We start from the raw sequence: 25951 nt of genomic DNA on the forward strand, positions 1-25951 counted from the left end.
ACCAACGAAGAAAGGCCTAATTTTCACGTTGAGAAAACTTGGGAATAAGCGGATATACCTATATTACAAAATTAACCGGAGGTTGAATACAATAATTTTCACGATTCAGTGTATTTTTTTCAGAAATAGATGAATTTGTTACACGCATATTACATAATATCAATTAATACCTACCAGAATAGTTTGATATATGATATATTGTTGATTATCGCTTTTGAGCGAGTAGAAAACCGGGATATCCGGTTACTCACACTGAGGAGGATTTATACAAATGAATACCTTTTTAATCATTTTAAACGTCGTGGTCATGCTCGCTCTTCTGGGTGTCCTGTTCTGGATGCAGAAGAAACATGTTTCGTTTACCAAGCGTGTGTTTGCGGGTTTGGGCATTGGGGTCGTATACGGCGTCATTCTGCAATTGATCTACACATCTGATTCTGACATCATTACCAAGTCGGTCGATTGGTTTAATCTGGCCGGTTCAGGATATGTTCGTTTGTTACAAATGGTCGTAATTCCATTGATTATGGTTTCTATCATTTCGGCCATCATGAATCTGAAAGGCAAGCAGAATCTCGGTAAAATGAGCCTTTCGATTATCGCAATCCTGCTCATCACGACGGCAATTGCCGCAAGCGTGAGTATTGTGACGAGCTTGAGCTTCAACCTGACGTCCATTGAGATCGAAGGTGGAGACCGAGAGCTTGCACAGGGGCAGAAGATGGAAGAACGTCTCGTTGACGTGAAGGATCAGACGATTCCACAGCAAGTACTGGAGTTCATTCCGTCGAATCCATTCGCGGATATGACCGGAGAACGTCGTACCTCCACACTGGCTGTTGTTATTTTCTCGGCCTTTATCGGTGTGGCAGTGCTCGGATTGGATCGCAAAAAACCACAGCAGGCGGAAACGTTCCGCGGCATGGTCGATGCGGTATATGCGGTGGTTATGCGGATTGTAACGCTGGTGCTCAGGCTGACGCCTTACGGGATTTTGGCGCTGATTACGAAGGTAACCGCCACAACGAACCCGGATGAGATTCTGAAGCTGATCAAATTCGTCATTGCTTCCTACGTGGCGTTGATCGTCATGTTCATCATCCACCTGATTATTATTTCACTGTTTGGCTTCAATCCAATTACGTATGTGAAAAAGGTTCTCCCAACGCTGATCTTTGCTTTCACATCCCGTTCAAGTGCGGCAGCGATTCCGCTTAACGTGGAGACACAAACGAAGAGATTGGGTGTTTCGGACGGGATTGCGAACCTGTCGGCAAGCTTTGGTGCTACGATTGGTCAAAACGGCTGTGCCGGGATCTATCCGGCCATGCTGGCGGTCATGATTGCTCCTACGGTCGGGATCGACCCGATGAGCTGGGACTTCATCATTACTCTGATCCTGGTAGTCGTGATCAGTTCATTCGGCGTAGCCGGTGTAGGCGGCGGGGCAACCTTCGCTTCCCTGATCGTGTTGTCCACGATGAACCTGCCGGTAGCTTTGGCAGGCTTGCTGATCTCGGTTGAACCGCTCATCGACATGGGCCGTACAGCGCTGAACGTGAACGATTCGATGACCGCAGGTCTCGTATCCAGCAAAATTTTGAAAGAAAACGATCAGGATACATTCAATGATCAAAGCCGTGATCTGGATTCCGCCCTTCAGGCGTAATTCAGATTCATAATAGGCGGATGGCAGTTACAGCCACAAGCCATGCAAGAGCAGCCGTTCTTCGGGTTAATCCGGAGGGCGGCTTTTTGCTTTTAGCATCCGCTCGGCATACCGTAAATATCACTTGAAGCCAGCTGGAGTTATTTAGTGCTGTTCAACTTTGGGGAAATGTGATAGAGTATTCATGTTTTGGCCCAGAGCCAAACCGCGGTTCGTAACCATCCCGCGTAATCAAAACTAGGAAGGCAGTGTATTTATATTGTTTAATTTAGGATGGGGAGCGCTTTTCGTTCTCGTAACGTATGGCTTTTTTCTTTTGTGTTACCGCTTGTTCGGTAAAAAGGGTCTTTATGCCTGGATTGGTGTGGCAACAGTCATTGCCAATATACAGGTGACCAAAACGATAGATATTATGGGGATCGTTCTAACGCTGGGCAATACGATGTATGTCAGCATGTACCTGACCAGTGATCTGCTCAACGAGAAGTATGGACCAGCTGAGGCACGTAAAGCCGTATGGTTCGGGTTCTTCACATTGATCATGACGACAGTGCTGATGCAGATGGTATTGTTCTTTGAACCGGCTTCGACGGACTTTGCACAGGATTCGATGAAAACCCTGTTTGGTCTGCTGCCACGTCTGGCACTCGGAAGTCTGACAGCTTATTTCATCAGTCAGTTCCTGGACGTGCGACTGTACACTTGGCTGCGCAAGGTGGCACCAGGGCGCAATCAGTTGTGGATACGTACCAACGGCAGCTCGATCATCAGTTCGTTTGCGGATACGCTGGTATTCTGCACGATTGCGTTTGCCTTCATCTATCCATGGGACGTCTGGCTTGAAATTTTCTTGACGACGTATGTGATCAAATTTGTATTGACTGCGGTAGGAACGCCGTTTCTATATGCTGCACGAAGCTTTAAATTCAAGGACGAAGCCTAGATTCGTAGTTCATTCGTCCGAAAATGTTGAATTCAAACACAAAAGTCCCGCAAAGCCATGCATTCATGGTTACGCGGGACTTTTGGTTATGGCCAAAAAGGATTAGTCCGTCAGAATTTGCAGCTCTTTCGGATAGGACGTCAGCACCTCAACACCAGTTTCTGTCACAAGTACATCATCCTCGATACGCACACCGCCTGCGCCGGTATAGATGCCCGGTTCGATCGTAAATACTGTACCTTCCTCGAGAATGTCCATGTTCTGACCATGCAATGAAGGATATTCATGCACGTCAATGCCCATGCCATGTCCAACTCTGTGCAGGAAACGTTCGCCGTATCCGGCTTCTTCCGTAACCTGGCGTGCTGCACGGTCAATATCCGCACAGGTCACGCCTGGCTTAACTGCACGAATGGCAGCTTCGTTTGCTGCGAGCACGGTGTTATAGATGGTTTTAAGTTCAGGTGAAATGTCACCAAAGGCAAATGTGCGCGTAATATCTGATGCATACCCACCAGCATAGACACCCATATCAAACATCAACAGATCGCCATGCTGCAATTTGCGTTCACCCGGTGTGCCGTGTGGCAAGCCTGTTTTGGGCCCAGTGAGCACCATTGTATCAAAGGAAGGGCTGTCTGCACCCAGTTTCTTCATCTGGTATTCCATTTCGGCAACCAGTTCGATTTCGGTTACGCCCGTACGAACGTGGGACAATCCTTGGCGAAGCGTCTCCTCGATCAGATGAATGGCATGGCGAATGCGAGCGACTTCATCCGGTGTTTTTTTCACACGCAAGGTGCGAAGCAGAGGACCGACATCTTCAAAGTTGACAGCACCAAGGGCGGTGGTCAACTGTTCATAACGTGCAACAGTCACGTATTCTTTTTCGAGACCTACACGGCCCAGGCGTCCTTGATAACGCTCAAATAAGGCGTACGGATTGTCCGTATCGGAATGCGTGGCAATGTTCGAGACCGAAGAAGCGGCTGCTGCAGCTTCCTCGTCAAGTGCAGGCACGATCAACAGCGGATCTTCGCCGCGTGCAAGAACAAGCCCAAGGAAACGTTCATGCGGATTACTCGCAAAACCTGTTAAATAGTAAATATGCTTCGGATCTGTAATCAGCATGGCGTCCAATCCTTGTGTAGACAGACCCGCTTCCAGCCGGGATAAAGGAGTTTGATTCATTAGTTATATGTCCACCTTTCAGTTCGTTCTATATAAATTGAACTAAATAATATTTACACTTGCCACTCCGATGACAGAACAACCTTCCGATCGCTGTTATCCCCAGATTTTTTGGATTATCTTTTTCAAGGGGTAAAATCCGGGGATAGCGTATGCTTCCGATGCAGCTTTCTTTCAGAAAGCTTTTAGGCGAACACTTCGTTTCTTCAGGTTATTTCTGTCCTCTACGTTCTCGTGTAAATATTTAGTTCAATTTATATATCTTCTTTCTATTATAGAAGAATGTCGGGGAAATCCAAATGGAGGCAGGAATGATGACCGAAAATTAGCTTTAACTACCCGTTTGAGTGGTAGGTGAGGAGGGTAATACAGGGCGAAACCGCGTAGGGTTGCTAATTTGCTTACTCGCTTACTTACTTATTGACTTACTTTGGAAATGGACAGTCCTTGAAACTAGGATTACAAGATATAACAAAATTAGAAGGGAGATGTATTCATGAATAATCGACTAAGCGTTCCGTTATATGCTTCGTTACTCAGTATGGCTTTGCTAACAGCCTGTGCTTCGGGTGACCCGGCGACAGAATCGCAGCAGACATCACAAGGACAGGGTACAGGTCAGGGACAGACAGCGGAAGGTGGTAATAACATTGCTGGTGGTGGGGAAGAGGAAACAGATGAAAATGCTGTAATTCCTTACGAGGCTTCCGTGCTGGTCGACGGACTCAATGTACCTTGGGAGTTGGTAAGCGTGCCTGATGGACGGATGTTTGTAACAGAGCGACCGGGTACCATTCGGGTCATCGAGAACGGAGAGCTGGCATCTGAACCTCTGATTGAATTTTCTGCACCGTTTAATGAAGAAGGGGAAGGTGGCCTGCTTGGACTTGCTGCTGATCCGGACTTTGACAATAATGGCTATCTGTATGCATACCATTCCTATCTGGAAGGTGGTGGTGACATTGCCAATCGGGTGTTGCGTTTGAAAGTGAGTGATGGGAAGGCGACCATAGACAAGGAGCTGCTCAGTGACATTCCTGGCGGCGTGAATCACAATGGAGGACGGATCAAGATTGGCCCGGACAATCTGCTTTATATTACGACAGGTGAACGCTATGAGCCGGAGCTGGCTCAGAACGAAGATAGCTTGGGTGGCAAAATATTGCGGATTGGTCTCGACGGATCGATCCCAGAAGATAACCCTTGGCCTAATTCACCGGTGTACAGCATGGGGCATCGGAACGCACAGGGCCTGGCTTGGAACCTGGACAATGGCTATCTGTATGCCACAGAGCATGGTCAGCGTAATTTTGATGAAATAAACCGGATTGAAGCTGGTGAGAATTATGGCTGGCCAGAGGTAGAGGGAGACGATGATGACAACGGCACATATCAGGCTCCGCTTGCCCATAGTGGAGATGAAACATGGGCTCCATCAGGTGTAGCCTTTATAGAGGAAGGTCCGTGGGCCGGATCACTGCTTGCTGCCAATCTGCGGGGTGAACAACTGCTCAAAATTACTCTTTCCGAAGATGGTACACAAGTAACGCAGGTGGAACCGATTTTTAAGAACGAGTGGGGACGTATTCGTAATGTGACTGCCGGAGAAGACGGGAAAATATATGTGCTGACGAACAACCGTGATGGTCGGGGATCTCCACGCGATGGAGATGACCGACTGATCGTTCTGACGCCGAAACCGTAACATTTACAATAGAAAAGGGGTTGTTCCGCCATGTTCATGACGTATGGGACAGCCCCTTCGCTTCATTATTTACGTAAATTTAAGTTAGTTGCAGGTACCAATTAGTCCGCACTTTCCGCGAGTTCGGCAATGCGCCGACTCGGCTCATCGGTGTACTCGCCACCATGGTAACAAAGTACCTTCTCCAGCTTCAGCCCAAGCAGCCTTTTCAAGCTGCGCAGTGCTTCAGGCATGTCCGGTGTTGCAGGTGGAGCAGGACCCACTAATTCATCATCGACCACACGCAATTCATCGGCAGCGAGCAGGGACTGTTGCTCCCGGAAGTACAGGCAGATATGTCCAGGAGTGTGTCCTGGTGTATGAATGACCTGGATACCGCCTTGTAGAGGCAGCATGTCACCATCTTCTAGCACTTTGGATATTTTGAACTCAGTCCGTTGTGAGATCAATTGTTCCGCCAGCTCCGCTATAGGTTCAGGCAGCAACGCTTTGCGTTCTGGTGTGAACTTGATCATGGGCTCTTTTCCCGTGATAAACGGAATTTCATCGCTATGCGCCCAGATTTCCACTTCGGGAACAGCATTCACCAGGGCACCAAGATTACCAATGTGGTCTATATCGGAATGGGTTACAATAATGCGCTTGATATCAGATAGCTGAACGCCTTCGTGCTCCAGTGCGGATTGAAGTTCGGCGAATTGGCCAATCATGCCTGTATCCACAAGCGTAATACCATCTTCATCGCGCAGCATAACAGGGTAGATTGGGTTTTTACCCGCAGGTGTAACTATATGAAGATTTAGAACCGTAATTTCTCTGGGTTGATTATTCATATTTGTTTCCGGAGCGAATCCGGAGCACCTCCTTTGTCGTGTATGACCATTTTGCATGTATCATGCATTCGTCAATTCTCTGGCTGATTATATTTCAAGTATTTTCTATACTTCTTCACCGTATCCAGGGTAGATTCAAACTCTTGATTTGCATCATGATGTTCTCTAATGATGGAAGCATAAGAAAAGTTGGAGTGAATAAGTTTATTTCTCAGTTGAAACACTTTGGCCATTTCTTCTTCCAATTTCTCTTCTCCTGATTTCAGGGACAGATGCTGATTTTTCAATTCAGACTGAAGGATCTCGATATTGGATAATGAGCGGTATGCAGGAGTTTTCATCAGCTGAATCGAATTAAATTTTTTTTGATACGTTTGCTGGTATAGTTGATTCAGTAGGTCTTCAATGATCGAGCATAATTCAATCGTCCATGAACTATATTTTCGCTCTTTCCGTTTTTGGGTAAGCTCACCAATCTCTTCATCGTTCCACAGTTTATCTTTTTCATACAGGGATGAGTCTATCTTTTGCTGGAGATTTTGAACTTCCTGTTCGATGAGTGCAATCTCATGTTTCGCTTCTTTTTTCAGTTTCTTGAAGTCTTCTTTGGTTAGCATACGTATCCTCCCTATAAGACCAATATGTGATCTTTTGATTATCTCATATTGACGTCAGCCGTGCTTTAAAAACAAGAGGATGACTGTCTCAAAATATGAAGAACCTCTGGTTCAGAAGGGAAGTACCTGATGACCATTCCAACAGCCATTGTTACGGGAGCCAACTCAGGCATGGGTCTGGCAACCACTATTGAACTTGCAAGGCAAGGGTATCACGTGATTATGGCGTGCCGCAGTGAGAAACGCGGACAGCAGGCACTGGAGGAGGCGCTGCGTCAGTCCGGCTCTACTGCGATTGAACTGATGCTGTGTGACCTGGGGTCACTGGAGAGCATCCGTCATTTTGCCCAATCCTTCCGTGAGCGTTACCATATACTTGATGCTCTCGTTAATAATGCGGGTGTCGTCATGTTGAAGCGCCAGGAAACCTCCGATGGTTTCGAGCAAGCGATCGGTATTAACCATCTTGGACATTTCCTGCTTACCTTACTCCTGATCGAACCGTTGAAGTCTGCCAAGCAGGGCCGTATAGTGAATGTTTCGTCTGGTGCATACAAAGCCGGCAAAATCCATTTCGAAGATCCCCATCTGCATAAAGGCTTCAATCCAATCAAAAGTTACGCTCAATCCAAGCTGGCTAATGTGTTGTTCACCCGTGTACTGGCCCGCAAATTGGCGGAAACCCGGATCACGGTCAACTGCCTTCATCCCGGTGCGGTTGGTACAAGTATTGGCGTAGACCGCAATACGGGGTTTGGCACACGCATTATGGCTTTGGTGGGCAAGCTGCCGTTTTTCCTTTCACCTGAAGAAGGGGCACAAACGGCCATCTATCTCGCCACAAGTCCTGAAGTCGTCGGGGTAACCGGACGTTACTTCTATCAACAAAAGGACCAGGAATTGAAAGCCCATGCGCTGGATGTCGCAGCTGCTGAGCGTTTCTGGACATGGAGCGAAGAGCAAGTCGGACTTAGACCTGAAGAAAAATTGTAATTGCTGACCGCTTGAAGCAGAAGGGGAGACATTCTTGGAACAGAATTAGAGGCAGCCGTTTTCCATATTAACGGCTGCCTCTAACGTTAAGTTTCAGCCCATTCCTGATTAAGCGCTTAGGCTTTGGCCTTCACAGCTTGCTGAATCAGCTCCATAAATGCTTCAATGCGCTGAATGCCTTGATCGCCCTGACCGTATGCACGGACAGAGGCGGATGAGGCATTTTTCTCATTTTCCCCCAGTACAAGCGAGTAAGGCACTTTCTCCATCTGAGCTTCACGGATTTTGTAGCCGAGCTTCTCACTGCGCAAGTCTGTTTCTACTCGAATTCCGGCAGCCCGCAGCTGGCTCTGAACTTGAAGGGCATAGTCTGCGTAATGATCCGACACCGGCAGCAGCTTGACTTGCACGGGCGCGAGCCAGAGTGGAAACACACCTGCATAATGTTCAGTCAGGATGCCGATGAACCGATCAATTGAACCATAGATGGCACGGTGGATCACGACTGGACGGTGTTTCAGGCTATCCTCCCCAATATAAGTGAGATCGAACTTCTCGGGCATTTGGAAATCGAGTTGAATTGTTCCACACTGCCAGCTGCGCTTCAGTGCATCGAGAATGTGGAAGTCAATTTTCGGACCATAAAAGGCACCATCACCCTCGTTAATGCGGTATTTCACACCGCGCCGATCAAGTACATTCTGCAATGCTCTCTCTGCTTGATCCCACAGCTCTTCCGATCCCATGGAATCTTCCGGACGAGTGGACAACTCAATGTTGTACTCAAATCCAAAGATGTCGTACATACGTCCGATCAATGAAATCGCCTGGTTAATCTCTTCCTCGATCTGCTCTGGCATCACATAGAGATGGGCATCATCCTGACAGAAAGTCCGCACCCGCATCATGCCGTTCAGAGCTCCTGAGAATTCATGGCGGTGGACCTGACCGAATTCCATCATACGAATCGGCAGCTCACGATAGGAATGGAGTGTATTTTTGAAAATCAGCATGTGTCCCGGGCAGTTCATAGGTTTCAGGGCAAAAGTCGCATCGTCCACTTCCGAGAAATACATATTGTCCTTGTAATGTTCCCAGTGCCCCGATTGCTCCCACAGACGGTTGTTCATCATGAGGGGAGTGCGAACTTCCTGATAGCCTTCCTGTAGTTGCAATTCACGGGAGAATTGCTCCAGTTCTGTACGCACAGTCATGCCTTTGGGCAGATAGAACGGCATACCGGGTGCTTCTTCGGAGAACATGAACAATTCAAGCTCTTTGCCCAGTTTGCGGTGATCCCGTTTTTTCGCTTCTTCCAGCATGTGCAGATGTTCATCCAATTGGGCTTTGCTCGGGAAAGCAGTGCCGTAGATGCGTTGCAGCATTTTATTATCCGAGTTGCCGCGCCAGTATGCACCAGCCACATTCAGCAGTTTGAATGCTTTGATCCGACCAGTGGAAGGAAGATGTGGGCCTCGACAGAGGTCGAAAAATTCTCCTTGGTCATAAATCGAAAGCTCAGCGTCCTCTGGTAAATCCTGAATGAGTTCAAGCTTATACGGGTCCTGAATCTCTCCAAAGATGCGAAGTGCGTCCTCCCGGCTAACTACCCGGCGGCTAATCTTTTCATTTTCTTTTATGATTTTGTTCATTTCTTGCTCAATGGAAGCCAAATCACTGATGGATAGAGCATGCTCCAGATCGACATCGTAATAGAATCCATCTTCAATGACAGGTCCGATGCCCAGCTTCACTTGTTCCGCACCGTAGATGCGTTTGAGAGCCTGCGCGAGTACATGAGCTGTGCTGTGTCGGTAGCGATACAGACCTTCCGCGCTGTCCAAAGTAACGATGACGAGTTCGCAATCTTGCTCAAGCAGCCAGTCGAGATCGACATTTTTGCCATTTACGATTCCGCCGATGGCTTGTTTACCCAGACTTGTGCTGATGGATGAGGCGACCGCTCCTACAGTGATGCCTGCGTTGTAAGAACGTACAGCTCCGCCTTGCAGGCGAATTTCAATTGGATGCCCAGGTTGCTGTTGGTCATTCGATTGGTTGCTGGATTGGCTGTTATTATTCGGATTACTCATGTGAACCACTCTCCAATATTCATATTTGAAGCGCAAAAAACACCCGTCCCGGAAAAGGGACGAGTGCGCTCAGCTCGTGGTTCCACCCTAATTTGGTTATGAATGCTCCTGAACACGACCAGCCGCCGCAAACAAGAACATCATAACCCTCATTGGAATCCGTTATCGGGGATCAGGCGGTGAACTCTACTGACAGCTTTGTTCGGAATCCGGGAAGAAGACCGAAAAGCTGAAGTTCGAGGTCACGGCTGCAGAGGGGTAATTCCGGTCCGTTCGCTGAAGAAGGTTTCACCAATCCCTTCTCTCTCTGGGCAGCACGCAAACGGAATCTTGTCTCTGGTCATCGCCAAATATGCAAAATCGATACCCATTAAATTGATCTTAATATCGTTGAAGTCCATATCAATATATTGGAACAGGTGTTATTGAGTGTCGATTATATAGACTGAAAATGAAAAGGTCAAGCGGAATGTTGTTTATCCATGTTCTGATTGTCCATCCCATATTAATCGAATGACAGTACCTTCACCAGAAGTCGATTGCACTTCAATACGGCCCTTCATCGCTTCAATTAACCCTTTCGTAACCGCCATGCCAAGGCCTGATCCGACATCGGACGTGCCTGTATCCGTCCCTCGGTAATATCGTTCAAACAGCCTCCAGACCAGTTCCGGGTCCATTCCTTGACCGTCATCGGCAAAATGAACACTGAACTCACCTGTCTGCTTACCCGGATGCACACTAACGGTCAGAGTCGACTCCGCTGGATTATGTAGAAGGGCATTAGCAGTCAGATTATCGACAATACGTTCAAACGAAGGAATATGCACATGGCCGTATACCGGAACTTTCGCAGGCCGGAATACAATACGCCCCTCGCCATATACTGGATTGCGTTCGGCACGCTGGACGAGATCATGCAGCAGCGTATTTACGTCAGTTTCTTCCACCGGTGGCTGGTATCCACCGCTTCGCAATCGGTACGTCATGGCAAGGTCATTCACAAGTCGATCCATATACATGGATTTATCCAGCATAATGCCCGCAAATTCTCTCACTTCTTCCGGGGACCAGCTATATTTCTGTGCTTCAAGCATATGGGCGTACCCCTGGATGGAGGATAGAGGTGTCTTGAGATCATGCGTTATTCCGGCGATCCATTCCTCACGCAGAGATTCGGTCTGTTTACGAAGCTCTTCATCTTGTTTCAATGTTGCGGATAATGCCTGCATGGAGCGAAGCACTTCGGCATACACGTGGTATTTCCGCTTCCATTTGCCATTTCGTCGCTGGCTGCGAGGTACGCCGCCGATGCCTTTGGGCTCTTCATAATGTCCCTGTTCCAGGCGCTGGAGCCATTGGAGCATATGCAGCATGGGGGAACCGAAACGATTTGCGTACCATAGGGCCAGCAGAATTAGCAAAATGACAACGGATAAAATCAGCACGATGACCACTGGGGTCAAAATGAAGTTATAGGGATTTTCATCCCCTGTAGCAGTTGGATCGACAGGTATACTGAGCATCCAGGTCGTGCCATTCTGATCATCGTAAAAGGTTGCGATCGATATTCCATATCGATTGGGGTAACGAATACGCAAAGCCAGTTCCTGTATGTTGTAACTGCTAGGGATGTCCATGGCAGGTTTATTATAAGAAGCCAGCTCTTGACCGTAGGCATCCAAAATTTGCAGATAGGCACCTTTGGAACGAATGGCATCCTCTTGTTTGGGCTGCAGCATAAGCTCTCCATTGGTGTAATGACTATCCACACGGGCTTGATCGAGTAAGGATTTGGCCTGATCGCGTTCGCCGTACAGCAAGGTGAACATCTCGCCGTTTTTCTCCCGGATCAGCATAACGATCTGGTACGGGAACGGCTTTTTGCCTTCCCAGTATGCGATCAGCTCTCCAGGCATGTATTGCTTCGGAACGTCATTCGGTGTATCAAAATCATCAATGACGTAGCCTTTTTCATCCACAACCTGAAGCCATCCCTGATTTTTCTCGACCTGCTTCAGCAGTCTGGGGTCATAGCGAACCGTACCATCGGGCATGATTTCTGCGGTATTAATCAGTTGGTCAAGACCACTGGTAGCGAAGTCATCCACCAGGCTTACTTCATTCACCTTTTGAACGACCCAATAGGTGGCTGCAGAACCCAACAGGATGATGAGAACGACTGCGCCAGCAAGCATACCGATAAATCGGGTCATTAATCTGCGACGAATACTCATGCGCGTGACACTTGGTTAGGCTGAATGAGTTTGTACCCCAGCCCCCGGACGTTGACGAGAAACGTAGGGTTAGAGGGATCAGCCTCAATCCGCTCACGGATACGGTGAATATGAACCATAACGGTGTTGTCATCGCTGATGGATTCCGAACCCCATACACGCTCATACAATTCAGATTTAGTGAAAATACGATTGGGATGCTTGCAGAAAAAGAGCAGCAGCTGATAGACAAGAGCCGGACAGGTTACAGGCTGGCCTTCAACCTGAAGTTCACCGGCGTGTTCAAATACTTGAAAACGACCAAAATCATATACCCCTTCCTGCACGGCAGGAGATGACGAAGTTACGTCAGAAGAGGGTGTAGTCGCCGTTGTAGTCGCCGCCATTTTGGTAGGTAAATAACGTTTCAGCAGTGATTTGATCCGGGCGACCACTTCCAGTGGATTAAAGGGTTTAACGACATAATCATCGCCGCCAACGGCGAATCCGGTTAACTTGTCATAATCCGTTGTTTTGGCGGTCAGAAAAAGAATCGGTGCATCGGTCACTTGCCGCAGAAAGGGACAGATCTCCAGTCCGCTTTTGCCAGGCAGCATGATGTCCAGCACAATGCAGTGATAGGTTTTATTTTCGCAGGCGGTAATCGCCTCTTCTCCAGTGGTAACGGTGTCGACGTCTACAAATTGCTCTTTGAGCAGGACGGTTTTGAGCATATGTAAAATGGCTTGTTCATCATCAACTAACAGTATGGAGACGTGATCCATGATATGAAATGACCTCCTAGGACTTCCTATTTGTTTATTGCTAATCATACCATCCGAAAGGGCAATGTAGTGTGTGAGCTATCTTAACGGAATCTTAATTATGAAGCCATAGCAGACGTAACAGTTTAACTACATGTAAGGATGGGTTAGACGAAGGATAAGATTCATTCTGTACACTTAACTGGAAAGTATAACGAACACCAGAAAGGATGTTGAGCATGAGGTGGAGAATGAACAGGCAGCATGAGAGAAACGAAATAGAGGAGCAGCGTTCGAATTGCGGGGAAAATACGCTGGAATCCGATTATGAGGCACCTGAGAAATTGCATCGTAGAAAAGGCTGGAGGCTGATTGCCATTACCCTTGGCGCCTGCGTGATGTTGTCTGCCTGCGGTAACAGTAACTCGATTACATCCGATCAGGCGGAGCAGCAGTCCAAGGAACAGACGACAAATACCAATGAAGCGAGTGAGAGTACCCGTCAGGCAGGGAATTCAGGTACAGAGGTGAGCGCCATCATTACACCCGACAATTTCATTGATACGTTAATGAACGGTTCCAAGGATGCCATTTACAGTCAGATGAGTCCCGAGTTGAAGGAAGCACTAACGCTTGAACAGTTTAAAACGTCTGCGGACCAATTTCTTGAGGGCGTAACTTCCTTTGATCTAGTGGTGGATGCCAAAGTGAACGATTTAACTGAGTTCGCCTGGAAGGATCAAACAGGAACCAAAGGCATTCAAGCTTATTTTACCGAAGCCAATCAGATTGAAGGTCTGTTAATCCAACCACTGGAACTGCATAAGGATACAGATCAAACGTTCACCAAAACCGAATTTCAATTCCCTATGAAGGGTGAATGGTATGTGTTCTGGGGAGGCAATGATGTGATGTCAAACTATCATTACGAGCATAAAACACAGCGCTATGCGCTAGATATCATTCGCACCAAAGAAGCTTTCAGTTACAACGGAGATGGCAAGGTGAACGAAAACTACTACGCTTTTGGTGAGCCGCTCTATGCAGCTGCGGACGGAACTGTAGTTGAGATCAAGAACGATATTCCAGACAACATACCAGGTGTTATGAACCCGGAAGAGCCAGCGGGTAATAACGTGGTCATTGACCATGGAAATGGAGAATACAGCGTCACGGGGCATATCAAGGAAGGCAGTGTAGCGGTAAAAAAAGGGGATAAAGTCATGCAGGGAGACCTCATTGGAGAGCTGGGTAACTCAGGTAATTCCAGCGAAGCTCATCTGCACTTCCAGGTATCGGACGGCCCGGATCTATTCACTTCCCGTTCTGTTAACATTCGTTGGGCGGATCAAAGTCAGCAGCTAACCCGGGGTAACACGATTCAAGGTTTGCCTGAGTAATTGTGGAGTTGAGTTGAATGTTGTGGATGACGTCGACTTCCTTCCTCCGTTATAATATCGTCATAAGATAGAATTGATCTGGAGGATGGAGGAGTAGACATGGAGTTGGATAGTGTACAGATTGAGTATGCGCGTCGTGAGGATTTGCCAAGGATTGTGGAGATCTATAATTCCACGATTGAGAGCCGAATGGCAACGGCGGATTTGGAGCCGGTGACCGTAGAGCGACGAATTCCGTGGTTTGAGGAGCATTCATCCGATCACCGCCCACTTTGGGTCATGAGGCATGAGGGAGAGGTTGTAGCCTGGGCGAGCCTGAGTTCATTTTATGGACGGCCTGCGTACAATGGGACGGTGGAAGTCAGTGTGTATGTGGATCAGCAGTGCCGGGGAATTGGGGCTGGTGGACGTTTGCTGAATACGATTTTTGAGGCGTGTCCTGCGCTTGGAATCAAGACGATTCTGGGCTTTGTGTTTGGACATAATGAACCGAGTCTGGGGTTATTGCGCAAGCATGGCTTTGAACAGTGGGGTTACTACCCTGAAGTAGCTGTACTGGATGGTGTCAACCGGGATTTGGCGATTTTAGGCAAAAAGTTATAACGATGTTTCACAATAAATGAAAACCTCCAGATCCACAATGCGTGGATTGGAGGTTATTTTTGCTTACATAGAACAAATATGGGATGACTTAGGTGTGCGATACGCCAAGCCTTTGTTTAATATCCTGAATCTGTGCCAGATGACGCTCTTCATGATAGCTTGCAAAATCGACCCACTGAGCCAGATCCATCTCACCGAAAACCGGGTGAAGAAAGGACTTGCTCCGCAGCAGTTCAGCCCCATGATCTTGTGCGACATGCATCAACGCTTGATGTGAGCCTTCCAGATCGTGGCGAACATTCGCCAGCGTTTCCGGTTCCGCGGGAGGCTGGAGATGAGATGGGGCGCTAACAGAGCGGCTGCGATCCAATGTAAGCTCATATGGTTTTTTGTCCACAGAAACGGTCTGTTCCTTCTCTAGCGCGGTGCGGGCTTGCTTCACAATGATGTTTTCCATCAGATTCAGGTGACGGAGAACTTGCATAATGCTCCAGTGGTCAGGTGTGGGTTGGAGGTTCAATTGTTCTTCATTGAGTCCAGAGACGGCTTCCCAGATTTGGCTCCGAATGTCGTCATTACGAGTGAACATCGTGCGATCCTCTCCTTTTATATGAGTTCTATGATGTCAGCTTGTGTAAGTGCAGTGCCTAAAATGTGGATGCTTAATATACATCATAGAGGATCTGAAAGATGAATGCGAAGATGTGTTTAATATACGATGTTAGTTGAATTTATGTACATAAGAATGAAGCTGTTTTTTATAAATGGGTCATATGAAATCATACCATCGCCAAAAAAGGATTGACGCTAAGTAGTGCTGGACTCTATAATCGATAACAAGTAACTCGATATGTAAGGAGTCCTGACATGATATGTTAGTAATTGACGAGGTGTATCACCATACAGCATTGCAAATATCATCGTCCGATTTATTGTACCTTATCCAACAGCTCAAGGTCAAAAAAGAAAATGAGATCGAAACGCTTAAACATAAAATTGAACAATTCGAACAAAAAAAACGTGCGGAAGAAGTGGCTTATCAATCCTTGTCGACTGTACGCAAATGGTTCGCAGGCCGCCCTGCATCTCATCACCAGGCGGTGGAATATATGGTCCAGGTGAAGGAACGTTTTCGCAAAATGGAACAAATCCGGCGGCGGATACGAGAACTCGACCGCATTGCTGAACGAATCAAGCATCCAGACAGCATCGAACGGGACGAAATCGAGCTTACGCCCGAAACGATCCGGGAGATTAGACAGCTTAGGGAAACGGAGGATGTATAAGCATGACTTTGGAGACGTTAAGCTCCGGGATGGATACGGTCTGGGTCGTACTGAGTGCAGCGATGATTTTGTTGATGGAGGGCGGATTCGCTCTGCTGGAGGCTGGCTTTGTACGTTATAAAAATAGCGTGAATATTATTATGAAGGTTTTCGCTGATATTACGATTGGAACGTTGCTTTTCTATGCCATCGGATTTGGCTTAATGTATGGCTCTGATGCTGGAGGTTTTGTAGGCATAACCGGATTTTTCCTCAAAGGGGATTTGTCTCACCTGGACGTACCCGTATCATTGGAAACATTCTGGCTGTTCCAGGCTGCGTTTACCATTGCCGTCATTTCCATCGTATCAGGCGCTGTGGCAGAGCGGATTAACTTTCGTGCCTATCTGCTGTACATCATATTGATGACGGCCATTATTTATCCGATTGGTGGACATTGGGCATGGGGCGGCGGTTGGCTCAGCAAGCTGGGGATGCAGGATTTCGCCGGTTCCGCAGTCATTCACGCGTTGGGCGGGTTCTCTGCACTGGCTGCAGCGATTATTATTGGGCCGCGTAAAGGCAAATACACACCGCTTGGCGTGAGTGCCATTGCGCTTCCGAGCAATCTGCCGCTGGCATCTGTAGGCGCATTTCTGCTGTGGTTCGGCTGGTTTGGCTTCAATGCAGGAAGTACGCTCAGCGCAACTGATGTAAGGATCGGTCACATTGCCATCGTTACGATGTTATCTGCTGCTTCGGGCGGTGCGGTTACACTGCTTTATACCTTGTTCCGGTTCAATCGTTCAGACGCACCATCGGTCATTAATGGCTCGCTGGCCGGTCTGGTCGGTATTACGGCGGGCTGTGCTTTTGTCGGTGATGTAGCTGCGATATTCATCGGGGCGGTATCCGGATTGCTCATGATGGCTGCAACGAATTGGCTGGACCGCAGGCAGATTGACGACCCGGTGGGTGCGTTCCCTGTTCATGCTGTATCCGGGATGTGGGGAACGATTGCCGTGGGTTTGTTTGCAACCGATGGTGGCTTGTTCATGGGAGGTGGCTGGAGGCTGCTGGGTGTTCAGGCGCTCGGCCTCACGGCTTTGGTCGTCTGGGGATTTGTCATGACCTGGATTGGTCTGAAGCTGATTGGCAAGATCGTTCCTGTCCGTTCCACGGAAGAAGAGGAAGATTTGGGTCTGGATATTAGTTATCATGGGGTAATGGCTGCACACCAGTCCCATGAATTTTTGGATGGCGAGGAGCATATTCGTGCTTTCCAGAATGATTCACCGAATCGGGATCGTTAAGAATGAACCGACTGGATAATAAGGAAGCAGACTGACACCGGATGTCAGTCTCTTTTTTTGCAAGAAGCAGGGAAAGAAGACTCAGCGGAAGAATATACAGGTGTGAACCTGAATATGTCTCACCATAGATGTATTGTCAGAAGGGGAGGATCTGTATGATTAAACCTGAACAATGTGAACGTCTGACCAGAAAAGCCCGGAAAACTCTTGAGGAGTATGGATTGGGTAATGCTGCCGATCTGCTGTTATCTTCAAGCCGTTGGGGAATTCGCCTTGATGTATCGACAATCGATGAGTATCGCAGAACAGGAAATTCACGTGTAGGTGGAAATCCGGATCTGCCGGGGAACATGAAATGGCCTTTGACACAGGATGGGGTGCCCATGACGTTCCTGGCCCAGTTGAATCTCGTGGATTTGACGCCATATACGCCTAATGATGGGCGCGGGAGTTTGCCCGAACGGGGCATGTTATACTTCTTCATTGGTGTGGATGAACCTGCTTATCATATTGAGCATCGTGTGATCTACGAGCCGGACGCTCATAACCTGATAAGGCGAGAGCCTGATGGCGAAACCGCGCTGGGTAAGGACGATTTTGTAGCACATTCGGTAACAGTGCTGCCTAATCTCGAGTTTCCTACATACGCATACATTGATTCTCTGGCTCTGAATGCAATCGCCGCCCCGTTGTCTGGTGGAACGGTAGCCGTCGAAGAGGGAGGTCTGTATGACCGATACCTTGAATTTGAGTCCAGCTGGAATCATCCGAGTACGCAGAACTGGGGTGGCATGTTTGGATACCCTGACGGTCAGCATCCGGATGCAGAACACCAGGCGCTGTTACAGATCGTACTTGGTGAAGAGTATGCTTATGACGAGCAGGCGTGTGAGAGGAAGCTGACTGAACATTATGGCGGGGATGAGAAACGGACACAACAAGAGCTTGCGGATACCTTGCTTCTATTAAAAATTGATACGCATGATGCTATCGGTTTTCAATGGTGGGATTGTGGGGAACTGCAATTTTTCATTCGCAAGGCTGACTTGCTCGCGGGACGGTTCGATCAAACGTATTGTTCGTTATATTCAAGTTGAGTTCGTGTTTGTTATCATTAGAGCAACAAAATGTCCCAAATTCCGTCTATATGAGGGAGGAGGGACTTTTTTTTGTTTGTCATTGTTGGTTTTTGAGCAAAGCTGGTTTATATATAAAGGGGGATTTTATAGTTGATTAGCGATCATATGTTCTATATAATGGGATAAAAAGGGAGTGTTTCGGTTGATTCAGTCTGCATTTAAACATATTGATATGGCAGTGACATCATTAGTCCATTTATGTGACCAACTGTCGGAGCAGGACTTGGCTTTGACTCCGATTGAAGGCAAACGGCCGGTTGGAGAATTGCTTTCTCATCTATCCGTCATTTGTCGTGCAGATGTACATATTTCGGAGGGAGCTTCCGAAGAAGAAATGGCTTTGTTTTACGAGGAAAATCAGCCAAATTCACTGAGTGAGATTAGGGAAGCGCTGATTGCGAATCAGATGTACCTCTACCATCGATACAGACAGTTTAATACGGAGGAATTATTACAGGTGACTGACTCCTATTGGGGAGCTTCGTACAGTCGTCTGGAGTGGCTGCTTGAGATCATGGGACATGTGTATCACCACAGGGGTCAACTGCATACGATGCTGACACTGACGGGTATAGAGCCCAAAGCAGCGTTGTTTGAATAGATAGATCCAGGTCCATAATGTGAGGTTCTGCCTAAATATAGAGCAAGATTTAATAGAATACATAGAGCATGTTATCGGCAACAAGCAACGGTTAAGCAAGGATTAGATCGACGATACTATATGTTAATAATAGAGATTGGGAAGTGGAAGAAAACAATACCACTGATGAGAGAGATAGATGAACCTATTCAGAAGCTGCATCGGGTTTCCATAATCGTTTCCATTATGGAGGGTACTGAGTTTACCGGAAATCCAACGTTTTTGCTTCTTTCCGAGGGCGATGATTTTCGCAGATTCATTTCCTAATGGTATACTTTGATCTACAAATGATTCATGGAATGGAAAGGAATAATGCCGTGGCACAGCCAGCAACCATTCTGCTTGTGGATGATGAGCAGGATATTATTAAACTGATGGAGATTTATTTTGGCAATGAAGGATACCGGGTTCTGACAGCCAGTGATGGGATCGAGGCGCTTGAGCAATTGAAGAAAGAGCCAATTGATCTGATCATTCTGGATGTCATGATGCCGAATATGGACGGAATTGAAGCATGTATGAAAATTCGGGAAGAGCAGAAAATGCCGATCATTATGCTGTCCGCCAAAAGCATGGATATGGATAAAATCACAGGGCTGAGCATCGGTGCTGATGATTATGTGACTAAGCCGTTTAACCCGCTTGAACTTGTGGCACGGGCAAAGTCACAGCTTCGCAGGTACCATACCTTCAATGAAGGCCGGGAAAGCAAGGAGCATGAATGGGTGATTGACGATCTGGTCATCAACACCGATACGCATGAGGTCTGGGTGGATGAGCAGCCTGTTCGCTTGACTCCCCGTGAATTTGCCGTTCTGGAGCTGCTGGCGCGCCATCAAGGCTCTGTGCTGAGTATGGAGCAGATCTACAGACAGGTCTGGAAAGAAGAGTTTATGGAGTCCAACAACACCGTCATGGTGCATATCCGCAAGATTCGTGAGAAAATCGAACTCGACAGCAAACATCCCAAGTTCATACAGACGGTATGGGGTGTTGGTTATAAGATGATCAAACCACAATAAGCACGTGCGTCTATGAGGTTCATTGGATACAGAGCGTGAGCAAGGAGTTCCGAGATGAATTCAAAATTAATTAACACAGTCCGGTGGAAATTTATCTACGCATTTCTGCTGAGTGGCATTTTGACGGCGGCTATTTTATATGGGGGCAGCAAAGTTGTACACTCCATTCTGGCGGCTCAGACCTATCCTAATTATTCGATTCCTGCAAGGGGCATCAGGTGGCTGGTGAACCATATTGGGTCGGTGCCATTAATGATTATGGTTGGCATACTTGGCTTTGTGCTGTTCTTTTTCCTGTTCACGCGCAGGGTGATGCTGGTTTTGGACGAGATTACGGCGGGAATTCAGGAAGTAGCCAAAGGGGAGCTGTCTCATCGGATCGAGGTGAAGACATCGGATGAATTCGGCGTTGTGGCTGCCAGTGTTAATCAGATGGCTGAACAATTGCAGCTGTCATTGCAGGAGGAGCGTAGTGCGGTCGCTGCCAAAAATGACTTGATTACAGGCATTTCTCATGATTTGAGGACGCCGCTGACCTCTATTCTCGGATTTTTGGAATACATAGAGAAGGATCGGTACCAGGATGAAATTGAGATGCGCTATTACGTGAGTATTGCGTACGAGAAATCCCTAACATTAAGGAAGCTAATCGACGATTTGTTTGAATATACCCGTGTCAGTGGTGGTAGCTTACCCTTGTCATTGACTTCCTTGAACCTGAATCCATTCCTGATGCAGCTTGCGGAGGAGTTCGCTCCGATGCTGGAAGAAGCGGGCATGACATACAAGATCATTGGTGGACAAGAACCTTTATGGATTCAGGCCGCTCCTGGAGAGCTTGTTCGTGCGTATGAGAACCTGTTCAGTAACGCGATCCGTTATGGGGCACAGGGTAAAGTGATGGAGATTGCGTTGTCTCTTGAAGGTGAAGAAGCTGTGGTGCGCATCAGCAATTATGGTGAACCGATTCCGGCGCAGGATTTGCCACATTTATTCGATCGATTCTACCGGGTGGACAAGTCTCGCTCTCGTGATACAGGCGGCACCGGACTGGGGCTGGCTATTGCCAAATCCATGATTGAATTACATCGCGGGAGTATCATTGCCTACAGTGATCAGGGCCGAACCGATTTTGTCACCCGTTTTCCTGTGACTGCTCCTCCGATAAACAGAGATGCAGAGGAACGGTAACCTGGCAGAATTCTCTTCTAATTGTAAGAGAGCTTGCTTGATTCAACATGTATGCAAAATGCTGAATTAAGAAAATGATAAGAAGTTACCCACTTCCACATTAAGAAATATTCGGTATTCTAAACCTCAATCGTACTGATGAACTGTAAAATTGAGGAGGATGCCGAATATGAGATTATTTTTACGTACAGTCAGACTAAGATACATATATATTTGCGGAGCAAGCGCCTTACTTAGCGCAGCGCTCCTATTTGTCGTTTATCACATGTTACGTTTTGCCCACCATCATATCCTATCGGAGACAACAGGAATAACTCGCACTATGTACTGGATGATAAACCATATCGGTACAACGCCATTGGTTATATTCATCGGTGGGGGTATGTTTGCGTTGTTTTTTTGGATTCGATCCCAGAAGATTGCAGATGACCTCAAGTTGATTGGTCGTGGAACTCATGAACTGGCCAATGGCCAAATTCCAGCACAGATAGAAGTGTTGAACGGAGGAGAGCTGCGACAGATTGCTGCTGATCTGAATGACATTGCGTTACGTATACAAGCAGAGCGGTTAAACAGTTCAGACCATGAGTGGGTAAATGGAGAGCCTAGAGGCGAAGAATGGTTCAGTCCTACTATGTATATGTATGGTGATGAAAGCAGCCGGCAACAAATGGTATCAGAAAGTGAGAGAAGCCATCAGCAACGTATTCAAGAAGAGTTGGTTGGATCACAATCTGGTCGTATAAGTGCCGATCTGCCGATTAAACTGACTCTCTACGGTGTTCGTTCTTCGCTGGATACGATCATGGAAGGACGCTGCCGGGATGAAGCGGAGATTCAGCATTGGGTCAGGGTGGCGCATGAACAGACGTTAAGGCTGGAGGTTGCCCTGGATTCTATGGAAATGAAGCCACAGGAACATTCAGGCTCCAATCCACATACATGTAGGGAACCTGAATGTTGAGATTTAGCATAAGGCGCAGAATTTATCACATATTTGATGCCTCTGTAGTCATCGTTATTTTGCTAGCGGTCGGCTACATCTATATTGTTACTTACGGCGAAGGTGTACTTCGCAATCATCCTGAGGCCATTTCGGTGGCCTCTTCTACCATCATTACCAATGCGGATGGATCAGAAATTTCGAGATTACAAGTACAAACCAAGGGATATGCGGAGTATGCCGATTTGAAGGATATGCCCGATCTGTTAAAGCAGGCGTTTCTGGCTACAGAAGATCGACGTTTCTATAATCATGATGGACTGGATTTTATCGGGATTGGCAGGGCGGTTGTGCAGGATGTTTTACATATGAACCTGAGTCAGGGAGGCAGCTCGATTACACAGCAACTGGCCAGAAATCTGTACTTGAACGGAGATAAAACGCTGGTTCGCAAGGTGAATGAAATGTCGATTGCCATGGCGATGGAAAAGAGATTTACCAAGGAAGAGCTATTGGAGCTGTATTTGAATCATATTTATATGGGACGCCAGCAATATGGGGTTAAAGCCGCGGCGTGGCGCTACTTCGGGATCAAGGATTTACATCAGCTGGAGATCTGGCAAATGGCTACGCTGGCCGGAATTCCGAAGGGACCTTCCATATACAATCCGGTGGATCGGGAAGACCTGTCCAAAGAGAGGCGTTCTGTAGTTCTCGGCATCATGCATGAGCAAGGAATTATTACCAAGAAACAGATGGAGGCAGCACGAAGTGTGGACTATACCCCGCCAAATTCAACATCTGCATCGACTTCAGGCTCAACAGCGCCTGCCTACGTGTCTGCCTTGGATGCGGTAATCGAGGAGGCTTCCCGTCTGACAGGCAAGAGTGGAGCAGAGATTCAATCCGCAGGCTGGACCATTCGTACGGGATTGGATGATCAAGCGCAGCTGGCGATGGAGCACGCATTCCGTGAATCTTCCCGGTTCACCGATGATCGTGAGGATGAGCAAGTGCAGGCGAGTATGGTCATACTGGACCAGCATAACGGTGAAGTCAAAGCGATGATGGGTGGACGTGACCCTGTAAAAGGAGGCATTAACCGGGCAACCACGGATGCAAGACAACCTGGTTCTGCATTTAAGCCTATTATTGCATACGGACCTGCATTGGAATCTGGTCGGTTTAAGCCAGAGAGCATGCTGCCTGATCAACGCATGAAATATGGGAGTTATCAACCAGGCAACTTGGGCGGGCGTTACAGAGGTACAGTTACGATGTCGCAAGCCATTGAAAACTCCATTAATGCTCCGGCCGTATGGCTGCTGCATGAGACAGGACTGGGACGCGCACATCAATTTGCAGGTCGATTGGGCATTGAACTGGGCAAGGAGGATCTCAATCTGTCGATCGCTTTGGGTGGTTTGCATAAAGGGGTGTCTCCACTAAAAATGGCCCAGGCATATTCCGTGTTTGCCAATAACGGCAAGTTCAATACGGCACATCTAATTCGTGAAATTACGGATTCACGCGGCCGGACAATCTATGCTTTTAAGCCAGACAACAAGCAGGTGATTTCCACCAGCACGGCAACGGCCATGACCGGCATGCTCCAAGATGTGGTCAGTCAAGGAACAGGTAGAAGGGCACAGCTGAGTCAGCATAAGGTAGCGGGGAAGACAGGAACAACGCAGGCTGCATTACCTGGTGTAAGCAAGGATGCGAACAGGGATCTGTGGTTTGTAGGATATACCAGCAAGTGGACGGCTGCAGTCTGGATGGGATTTGATCGTACGGATGCAGAGCATTATATGAGATCTGGAAGTGGTGTTGCGGCGGATTTATTTGCATCGGTGATGAAGCGTGTTTTGCCATAAAAAAGAATGGTTAACTGTATTCTATTACTCAGGGATTTTTCAACAGACATGGGTAGTTCGGTTTTATGGATTGTACAGTTATCATACAAATGGATACAACGATGAAAACAAAACACTGCATATTTGATGATTAAGGATCAACATTGGCTGGAAATATAGAAGACCCGTTAGAGACAGCGTTTACCCTGTCTCTAACGGGTCTTTATCGTTTAGTTTAGTGATAATATATTCATTTACTGTGTTAGGATTTTGCTCGCAGTGATTCGGGTATACGACGAATCATTTGGTTCAGCACCTCGGACAATACAAGTCCGATCGCGATGGCACCGGATAACATGAGCGCCTTGGCAGCCATCTCCATGGCTGCACCGTAGTCATTTTGCACAAAATTACGCATCGCATTGTAAGCCAGTCCACCGGGGACGAGCGGAATGATGCCTGCCACGCTAAAGATAATGACGGGCGCGCGAAACATGCGGGAGAACAGCTGGCTGATGACACCTACCGCGATGGTCGCTGCCAGTGTAGCAGGAACAGCATCCGCAGCATATTCGAGCACAATATAGATGAGCCAGCCGATCATGCCGACAAATCCACCGTGAAGCAGCATGCGCCGAGGAGCGTTGAAAATAATACCGAATGCGGCCGAGGCGACAAAGCTGGTCAGGGCTTGTTCAATAAAATGAAGCATAACCTGCAACTCCTCCATCTTACGTAAAAAGTGAAAAAACAACAGCAATGCCTGTACCAATCGCAAAAGCCGTCAGAAACGCCTCGGCTCCTTTGGATAACCCGGACACGAGATGCCCGGCCATCAGGTCACGCACAGCATTGGTAATCAGCAGTCCAGGTACCAGGGGCATGACTGAGCCAATAATGATTTTGTCCCGTTCATGACCCGCGCCCATATAGACAAGCAAAAAGGCGAGCAGACCAATCACAAATGAAGCTGTCAGCTCGGCAAAAAACTTTACGAGTACCAGTCGATGGAAGGCAATGACCGCTGCATAGCCAATACCACCGCAGAGTACCGCAGGGAGAAAGTCGACCCAGCCTCCACCAAACATAATGGTAAAGCACCCACTGGATAATGCCGCCGCTGTAAGCCGCACAACCGCAGAATAGGAGGAGGGCTGTCCCTCAATTTGTTGTAACAATGCATAGGCATCCTCAACGGACAATTCACCTTGTCCAATACGCCTGGAAACGGCATTCACTTCGGATACCTTGTGCAAATCCGTGGTTCGTTCAGAGATCCGTATCAGCTTGGCAGGCTCGGTTGCATCAACCGAGAAGAAGATACCTGTGGGCACAACATAACTGTGCGAATGGGGCAGGCCCAGCGCGGCAGCCATGCGTTTCATCGTATCTTCCACACGATAGGTCTCACCGCCGCTTTGCAGCATGATTTTGCCTGCCAATAGACAGATTGCAATCACGCGGGATTGTTCAGTATGATTTGTCCCAACCAGCTCCGTCTCAGACTGAGGCACGGGTGGAGGATCATGAGGGATATATTCCAACCGGATCAAGC

The 25951-nt window shown here is 47.7% G+C and carries 23 protein-coding genes; 14 read left to right on the forward strand and 9 right to left on the reverse strand.

Annotated features, from left to right (window positions below; all coding sequences use genetic code 11):
- Positions 1–271: 271 nt before the first annotated feature.
- Both BMW94_RS13145 and BMW94_RS13150 read left to right on the forward strand, forming a co-directional pair.
- Complete coding sequence (locus BMW94_RS13145; RefSeq protein WP_090998918.1) at positions 272–1669, forward strand: L-cystine transporter; 1398 nt, start codon at positions 272–274, stop codon at positions 1667–1669.
- A 259-nt stretch (positions 1670–1928) separates the two neighbouring features.
- Complete coding sequence (locus BMW94_RS13150) at positions 1929–2612, forward strand: queuosine precursor transporter (RefSeq protein ID WP_090998920.1); 684 nt, start codon at positions 1929–1931, stop codon at positions 2610–2612.
- A gap of 102 nt (positions 2613–2714) precedes the next feature.
- Here BMW94_RS13150 and BMW94_RS13155 read toward each other — a convergent pair whose 3' ends face one another.
- Positions 2715–3803: a M24 family metallopeptidase gene (locus tag BMW94_RS13155; RefSeq protein WP_090998922.1), complete on the reverse strand. Its 1089-nt coding sequence runs from the start codon at positions 3801–3803 to the stop codon at positions 2715–2717.
- 496 nt (positions 3804–4299) lie between these two features.
- Between BMW94_RS13155 and BMW94_RS13160 the strand changes: the two genes are divergently transcribed.
- On the forward strand, positions 4300–5508 hold the full coding sequence (locus BMW94_RS13160) for a PQQ-dependent sugar dehydrogenase (RefSeq protein WP_090998924.1): 1209 nt from the start codon (positions 4300–4302) through the stop codon (positions 5506–5508).
- A gap of 101 nt (positions 5509–5609) precedes the next feature.
- Here BMW94_RS13160 and BMW94_RS13165 read toward each other — a convergent pair whose 3' ends face one another.
- Together BMW94_RS13165 and BMW94_RS13170 are read right to left on the reverse strand one after the other, a co-directional pair.
- Complete coding sequence (locus BMW94_RS13165) at positions 5610–6341, reverse strand: MBL fold metallo-hydrolase (protein ID WP_090998926.1); 732 nt, start codon at positions 6339–6341, stop codon at positions 5610–5612.
- Positions 6342–6412: 71 nt separating this feature from the next.
- Positions 6413–6958, reverse strand: a complete 546-nt coding sequence (locus BMW94_RS13170) for a hypothetical protein (RefSeq protein WP_090998928.1) — start codon at positions 6956–6958, stop codon at positions 6413–6415.
- Between the two features lie 129 nt (positions 6959–7087).
- Between BMW94_RS13170 and BMW94_RS13175 the strand changes: the two genes are divergently transcribed.
- The gene (locus BMW94_RS13175; RefSeq protein WP_090998930.1) at positions 7088–7951 is read left to right on the forward strand and encodes an SDR family oxidoreductase; all 864 of its coding nucleotides are present in this window, start codon (positions 7088–7090) and stop codon (positions 7949–7951) included.
- 116 nt (positions 7952–8067) lie between these two features.
- On the opposite strand, the gene thrS is transcribed toward BMW94_RS13175, so the two are convergent.
- The 3 genes from thrS to BMW94_RS13190 all read right to left on the reverse strand — a co-directional run bounded on the left by thrS (position 8068) and on the right by BMW94_RS13190 (position 13045).
- Positions 8068–10044, reverse strand: a complete 1977-nt coding sequence (gene thrS / locus BMW94_RS13180) for a threonine--tRNA ligase (RefSeq protein ID WP_254790223.1) — start codon at positions 10042–10044, stop codon at positions 8068–8070.
- Positions 10045–10520: 476 nt separating this feature from the next.
- Positions 10521–12281 (reverse strand): sensor histidine kinase, encoded by a 1761-nt coding sequence (locus BMW94_RS13185; RefSeq protein ID WP_090998932.1) that lies wholly within the window; start codon positions 12279–12281, stop codon positions 10521–10523.
- Positions 12278–13045 carry a response regulator transcription factor gene (locus BMW94_RS13190; protein WP_090998934.1) on the reverse strand — a complete coding sequence of 256 codons (768 nt, stop codon included), beginning with the start codon at positions 13043–13045 and terminating at the stop codon, positions 12278–12280. The genes BMW94_RS13185 and BMW94_RS13190 overlap by 4 nt, the downstream gene beginning before the upstream one ends.
- A 218-nt stretch (positions 13046–13263) precedes the next feature.
- Here BMW94_RS13190 and BMW94_RS13195 point away from each other — a divergent pair, with 218 nt between their 5' ends.
- Both BMW94_RS13195 and BMW94_RS13200 read left to right on the forward strand, forming a co-directional pair.
- Positions 13264–14424 carry a M23 family metallopeptidase gene (locus tag BMW94_RS13195; protein ID WP_254790224.1) on the forward strand — a complete coding sequence of 387 codons (1161 nt, stop codon included), beginning with the start codon at positions 13264–13266 and terminating at the stop codon, positions 14422–14424.
- A gap of 99 nt (positions 14425–14523) precedes the next feature.
- On the forward strand, positions 14524–15027 hold the full coding sequence (locus tag BMW94_RS13200) for a GNAT family N-acetyltransferase (RefSeq protein ID WP_090998936.1): 504 nt from the start codon (positions 14524–14526) through the stop codon (positions 15025–15027).
- Positions 15028–15115: 88 nt separating this feature from the next.
- Here BMW94_RS13200 and BMW94_RS13205 read toward each other — a convergent pair whose 3' ends face one another.
- A complete protein-coding gene (locus BMW94_RS13205) occupies positions 15116–15616 on the reverse strand; it encodes a DinB family protein (RefSeq protein WP_090998938.1) in 501 nt (166 codons plus the stop codon).
- A gap of 283 nt (positions 15617–15899) precedes the next feature.
- On the opposite strand from BMW94_RS13205, the gene BMW94_RS13210 reads away from it, so the two are divergent.
- From BMW94_RS13210 to BMW94_RS13250, 8 genes are all read left to right on the forward strand, one after another.
- Positions 15900–16313 carry a hypothetical protein gene (locus BMW94_RS13210; protein WP_063564360.1) on the forward strand — a complete coding sequence of 138 codons (414 nt, stop codon included), beginning with the start codon at positions 15900–15902 and terminating at the stop codon, positions 16311–16313.
- Between the two features lie 2 nt (positions 16314–16315).
- On the forward strand, positions 16316–17605 hold the full coding sequence (locus tag BMW94_RS13215) for an ammonium transporter (RefSeq protein WP_090998941.1): 1290 nt from the start codon (positions 16316–16318) through the stop codon (positions 17603–17605).
- A 155-nt stretch (positions 17606–17760) separates the two neighbouring features.
- Positions 17761–18702, forward strand: coding sequence for a DUF1963 domain-containing protein (locus BMW94_RS13220; protein WP_175480675.1), 942 nt, complete (start codon positions 17761–17763; stop codon positions 18700–18702).
- A gap of 175 nt (positions 18703–18877) precedes the next feature.
- The gene (locus BMW94_RS13225; protein WP_254790225.1) at positions 18878–19345 is read left to right on the forward strand and encodes a DinB family protein; all 468 of its coding nucleotides are present in this window, start codon (positions 18878–18880) and stop codon (positions 19343–19345) included.
- Between the two features lie 326 nt (positions 19346–19671).
- On the forward strand, positions 19672–20406 hold the full coding sequence (locus BMW94_RS13235) for a response regulator transcription factor (protein ID WP_175480684.1): 735 nt from the start codon (positions 19672–19674) through the stop codon (positions 20404–20406).
- A gap of 54 nt (positions 20407–20460) precedes the next feature.
- A complete protein-coding gene (locus BMW94_RS13240; protein WP_090998949.1) occupies positions 20461–21597 on the forward strand; it encodes a sensor histidine kinase in 1137 nt (378 codons plus the stop codon).
- A gap of 169 nt (positions 21598–21766) precedes the next feature.
- Positions 21767–22561: a hypothetical protein gene (locus BMW94_RS13245; protein ID WP_139209339.1), complete on the forward strand. Its 795-nt coding sequence runs from the start codon at positions 21767–21769 to the stop codon at positions 22559–22561.
- Positions 22555–24417 carry a transglycosylase domain-containing protein gene (locus tag BMW94_RS13250; RefSeq protein WP_090998953.1) on the forward strand — a complete coding sequence of 621 codons (1863 nt, stop codon included), beginning with the start codon at positions 22555–22557 and terminating at the stop codon, positions 24415–24417. Before BMW94_RS13245 ends, BMW94_RS13250 begins: the two co-directional genes overlap by 7 nt.
- A 241-nt stretch (positions 24418–24658) precedes the next feature.
- Here BMW94_RS13250 and BMW94_RS13255 read toward each other — a convergent pair whose 3' ends face one another.
- Together BMW94_RS13255 and BMW94_RS13260 are read right to left on the reverse strand one after the other, a co-directional pair.
- Complete coding sequence (locus BMW94_RS13255) at positions 24659–25108, reverse strand: threonine/serine exporter family protein (protein ID WP_090998955.1); 450 nt, start codon at positions 25106–25108, stop codon at positions 24659–24661.
- Between the two features lie 19 nt (positions 25109–25127).
- Positions 25128–25889 (reverse strand): threonine/serine exporter family protein, encoded by a 762-nt coding sequence (locus tag BMW94_RS13260; protein ID WP_064641029.1) that lies wholly within the window; start codon positions 25887–25889, stop codon positions 25128–25130.
- Positions 25890–25951: the final 62 nt, after the last annotated feature.

The sequence above is a fragment of the Paenibacillus sp. OK003 genome, assembly GCF_900109515.1.
Classification (GTDB): Bacteria; Bacillota; Bacilli; order Paenibacillales; family Paenibacillaceae; genus Paenibacillus; species Paenibacillus marchantiae.

Coding starts and splice junctions, on each gene's coding strand:
- BMW94_RS13145 (WP_090998918.1), top strand. CDS start 272: ATGAATACCTTTTTAATCATTTTAAACGTCGTGGTCATGCTCGCTCTT.
- BMW94_RS13155 (WP_090998922.1), bottom strand. CDS start 3,803: ATGAATCAAACTCCTTTATCCCGGCTGGAAGCGGGTCTGTCTACACAA.
- BMW94_RS13160 (WP_090998924.1), top strand. CDS start 4,300: ATGAATAATCGACTAAGCGTTCCGTTATATGCTTCGTTACTCAGTATG.
- BMW94_RS13165 (WP_090998926.1), bottom strand. CDS start 6,341: ATGAATAATCAACCCAGAGAAATTACGGTTCTAAATCTTCATATAGTT.
- BMW94_RS13170 (WP_090998928.1), bottom strand. CDS start 6,958: ATGCTAACCAAAGAAGACTTCAAGAAACTGAAAAAAGAAGCGAAACAT.
- BMW94_RS13175 (WP_090998930.1), top strand. CDS start 7,088: ATGACCATTCCAACAGCCATTGTTACGGGAGCCAACTCAGGCATGGGT.
- thrS (WP_254790223.1), bottom strand. CDS start 10,044: ATGAGTAATCCGAATAATAACAGCCAATCCAGCAACCAATCGAATGAC.
- BMW94_RS13185 (WP_090998932.1), bottom strand. CDS start 12,281: ATGAGTATTCGTCGCAGATTAATGACCCGATTTATCGGTATGCTTGCT.
- BMW94_RS13190 (WP_090998934.1), bottom strand. CDS start 13,045: ATGGATCACGTCTCCATACTGTTAGTTGATGATGAACAAGCCATTTTA.
- BMW94_RS13195 (WP_254790224.1), top strand. CDS start 13,264: ATGAGGTGGAGAATGAACAGGCAGCATGAGAGAAACGAAATAGAGGAG.
- BMW94_RS13200 (WP_090998936.1), top strand. CDS start 14,524: ATGGAGTTGGATAGTGTACAGATTGAGTATGCGCGTCGTGAGGATTTG.
- BMW94_RS13205 (WP_090998938.1), bottom strand. CDS start 15,616: ATGTTCACTCGTAATGACGACATTCGGAGCCAAATCTGGGAAGCCGTC.
- BMW94_RS13210 (WP_063564360.1), top strand. CDS start 15,900: ATGTTAGTAATTGACGAGGTGTATCACCATACAGCATTGCAAATATCA.
- BMW94_RS13215 (WP_090998941.1), top strand. CDS start 16,316: ATGACTTTGGAGACGTTAAGCTCCGGGATGGATACGGTCTGGGTCGTA.
- BMW94_RS13220 (WP_175480675.1), top strand. CDS start 17,761: ATGATTAAACCTGAACAATGTGAACGTCTGACCAGAAAAGCCCGGAAA.
- BMW94_RS13235 (WP_175480684.1), top strand. CDS start 19,672: ATGATTCATGGAATGGAAAGGAATAATGCCGTGGCACAGCCAGCAACC.
- BMW94_RS13240 (WP_090998949.1), top strand. CDS start 20,461: ATGAATTCAAAATTAATTAACACAGTCCGGTGGAAATTTATCTACGCA.
- BMW94_RS13245 (WP_139209339.1), top strand. CDS start 21,767: ATGAGATTATTTTTACGTACAGTCAGACTAAGATACATATATATTTGC.
- BMW94_RS13250 (WP_090998953.1), top strand. CDS start 22,555: ATGTTGAGATTTAGCATAAGGCGCAGAATTTATCACATATTTGATGCC.
- BMW94_RS13255 (WP_090998955.1), bottom strand. CDS start 25,108: ATGCTTCATTTTATTGAACAAGCCCTGACCAGCTTTGTCGCCTCGGCC.